At 23.4% G+C, this 2,190-nt stretch carries 4 protein-coding genes; all 4 read right to left on the reverse strand.

What is annotated here, in order from left to right; genetic code table 11:
- Positions 1-200 precede the first annotated feature (200 nt).
- On the reverse strand, positions 201-389 hold the full coding sequence (locus L8X33_RS08495) for a hypothetical protein (protein ID WP_263666973.1): 189 nt from the start codon (positions 387-389) through the stop codon (positions 201-203).
- A gap of 2 nt (positions 390-391) precedes the next feature.
- Positions 392-1,468, reverse strand: a complete 1,077-nt coding sequence (locus L8X33_RS08500; protein ID WP_261545422.1) for a hypothetical protein — start codon at positions 1,466-1,468, stop codon at positions 392-394.
- A gap of 323 nt (positions 1,469-1,791) precedes the next feature.
- Positions 1,792-1,935 carry a hypothetical protein gene (locus tag L8X33_RS08505; RefSeq protein WP_263666974.1) on the reverse strand — a complete coding sequence of 48 codons (144 nt, stop codon included), beginning with the start codon at positions 1,933-1,935 and terminating at the stop codon, positions 1,792-1,794.
- Positions 1,922-2,190: hypothetical protein (locus L8X33_RS08510; protein ID WP_263670482.1), on the reverse strand; the 269-nt coding region annotated here is incomplete at its 5' end. The genes L8X33_RS08510 and L8X33_RS08505, both read right to left, overlap by 14 nt.

The following is a 2,190-nucleotide window of genomic DNA, read 5'->3' on the forward strand; positions in this document are numbered from 1 at the left end:
ATAGAGAGAGCGGGCGGTGGATTTGTAAGTTTTATTACTTGTAAAGGAGTCAATTAAATTAAAAGTAAATTTTTTTACTTCTTCTCTAGAGTTTTCAATATTTTTTATGTTATCAAGTGTCATTCCTAAATCCATAATGGTGGAGATGATAATTGTTAAATCAGCCATTCTATCTATTCCTAAATTAGCTATAGCTTTGCTTACGCTTTTTTCTTCATCCCAAACCAAAATAAAATTGATAATATCGCCAGTAATAGGAATTTTTTGCAAATTAATCCGCAAGAATTGAAAGTTTCTAAAATAGTATTTCCATAATCTAAAATAGGTTCTATTTCATTCCAAGCTTGTCTAATCTCTTCGGGTATTATTAAGTCATCTTTATCTGACATATTTATTCCTTATATTTTAAAGCTTCTTTTGTAAGCATTAAAGTTTTTTTTGTTTGATTGTAAATTGCAATGAGTTTTAAAATCTCACTCGTTCTTTTTGGAAAAATTTGAATAAAATCATCTTTAAAATCAAATTTTCTTTTTAGATTGGTGTTAAAATAAGTAAACGCATCGCTTTGAAAAAACCGCCCCATTAAAATAATATATTCTTTTCTTTTGATTATTTTTTTATATTTTTGTTCATTTAATGGTAAATCAATATTTAAGCTTGATATTGCTTTATCGTAAGTAATTAAAGCATTTTGCAAAAGCACGAGCTTATCTTCTTTATTTGAAATTTTATTCATTGTTTTTAAAAGTGTTTCTAAAAGTTTTAATGCTTCATTTTTATCATAAGCAAGAGCTAATCTTTGTGGATAATTTTTAGCTTCATTTATAAGTAAATTTGTATTATAAAGAAAGATTAATTGATTGATATTTTTAAGAGAGAAGATATCTTTATTTGAATTTTCAATATACTTTAAAATTTCTTTATTTTCTAGTTTGCTCTGTTCTATAAGATTGGAAGAAATATCAATATAATCTTTTGCAATTTCGTTTTTATGTAAAATTTGATCTGCTAAAACAAAAAAGTTTTGTAATTCTTTTTTCTGATTCAATGTTAGGATATTTTCTATTTGCTTATAATGAGATTTTCTTAAGTTTTCAAGGTTTGAAATATCGTTTTTTTGTACAGAAAAAAAATTTTTTAAAAAATTCAAATCAAGTTTTAGATAAAAAAGTGCTTCATTAAGATAGATGACATAGCTTAGTGTTTTTAATTCTTCTTTGTTCAGATTAAAATAAATCGCCTTAAGTTCTTCTAAGTTTTGTAAATATTCTTTTCGAGTAAGATTGTTGTAATAGTATGTCTGATTGTTTATATTACATTTAAAATTAACTTGATTTAAATTTGTATTTTGTATAAATTTTAAATCCTCATCGTTCAACTCATCAGTACACAAAGCATAAGCGGTGTTGTAAATAAAAAATGTAAAAAAACATAATTTTAATACCCTTTTTAAAATTTTATCTCTCATTTTCTAGCCTTTTTAATTTACAAAGAAGAAGTAAAACAATATTTATTAGTTTTCTACTAAAAAGAATGATTATTGATAAATAACATATCATTTCAAATAATCCATATTTTGAAAAATATCTACCTAAATATATGAAATTTAAAAATACAATTGGTGGAAAGAGTAATAAGTTTTCACAAAAAATACTATACACCCAATCTATAATTTTACTAGAAACTCCATATTTACTTTTGCAATTTTTGCATTTTATTTCTAATTTGCCTGAGAATATATTCCAAATATTTTGTAATTTATTGATTTTTGTTTTACAAACTTCACATTCTTTATATATAGACATTTATCGTATTCTCTATATCACTTTCTACAATTTCTTGCCCTTCTCTTAAGGCTTCTTTTATACTTTCTTTAATGTTAATAGTGGTATTGTTTTCATTATGAACACTAGTATTATTTTCATTTGCATTCATCTAAGGCCTTTTGGATTTTGTTTATCCAATTATAACTTGCATTAGAAAAATCTTTAAAAGCATTTTTCCAATCATCATTAGCTATACTAGGAATCTCAGAAGTCGAATTTAAATCTAAATTATTAAATACTTTATAACTTATTTTCATTTTTTTAAGTGCTAATTTTTTATCTTCTAGGGGATAAAATTTTTTAAGATTTTTTGGCACATCGTAGATAAAATAATATATTGTAATTTTATATATATTTGCCAAAC

It is taken from the genome of Campylobacter sp. CNRCH_2014_2849, assembly GCF_025772845.1.
GTDB lineage: Bacteria > Campylobacterota > Campylobacteria > Campylobacterales > Campylobacteraceae > Campylobacter_D > Campylobacter_D lari_D.

Coding starts and splice junctions, on each gene's coding strand:
- L8X33_RS08495 (WP_263666973.1), bottom strand. CDS start 389: ATGTCAGATAAAGATGACTTAATAATACCCGAAGAGATTAGACAAGCT.
- L8X33_RS08500 (WP_261545422.1), bottom strand. CDS start 1,468: ATGAGAGATAAAATTTTAAAAAGGGTATTAAAATTATGTTTTTTTACA.
- L8X33_RS08505 (WP_263666974.1), bottom strand. CDS start 1,935: ATGAATGCAAATGAAAATAATACTAGTGTTCATAATGAAAACAATACC.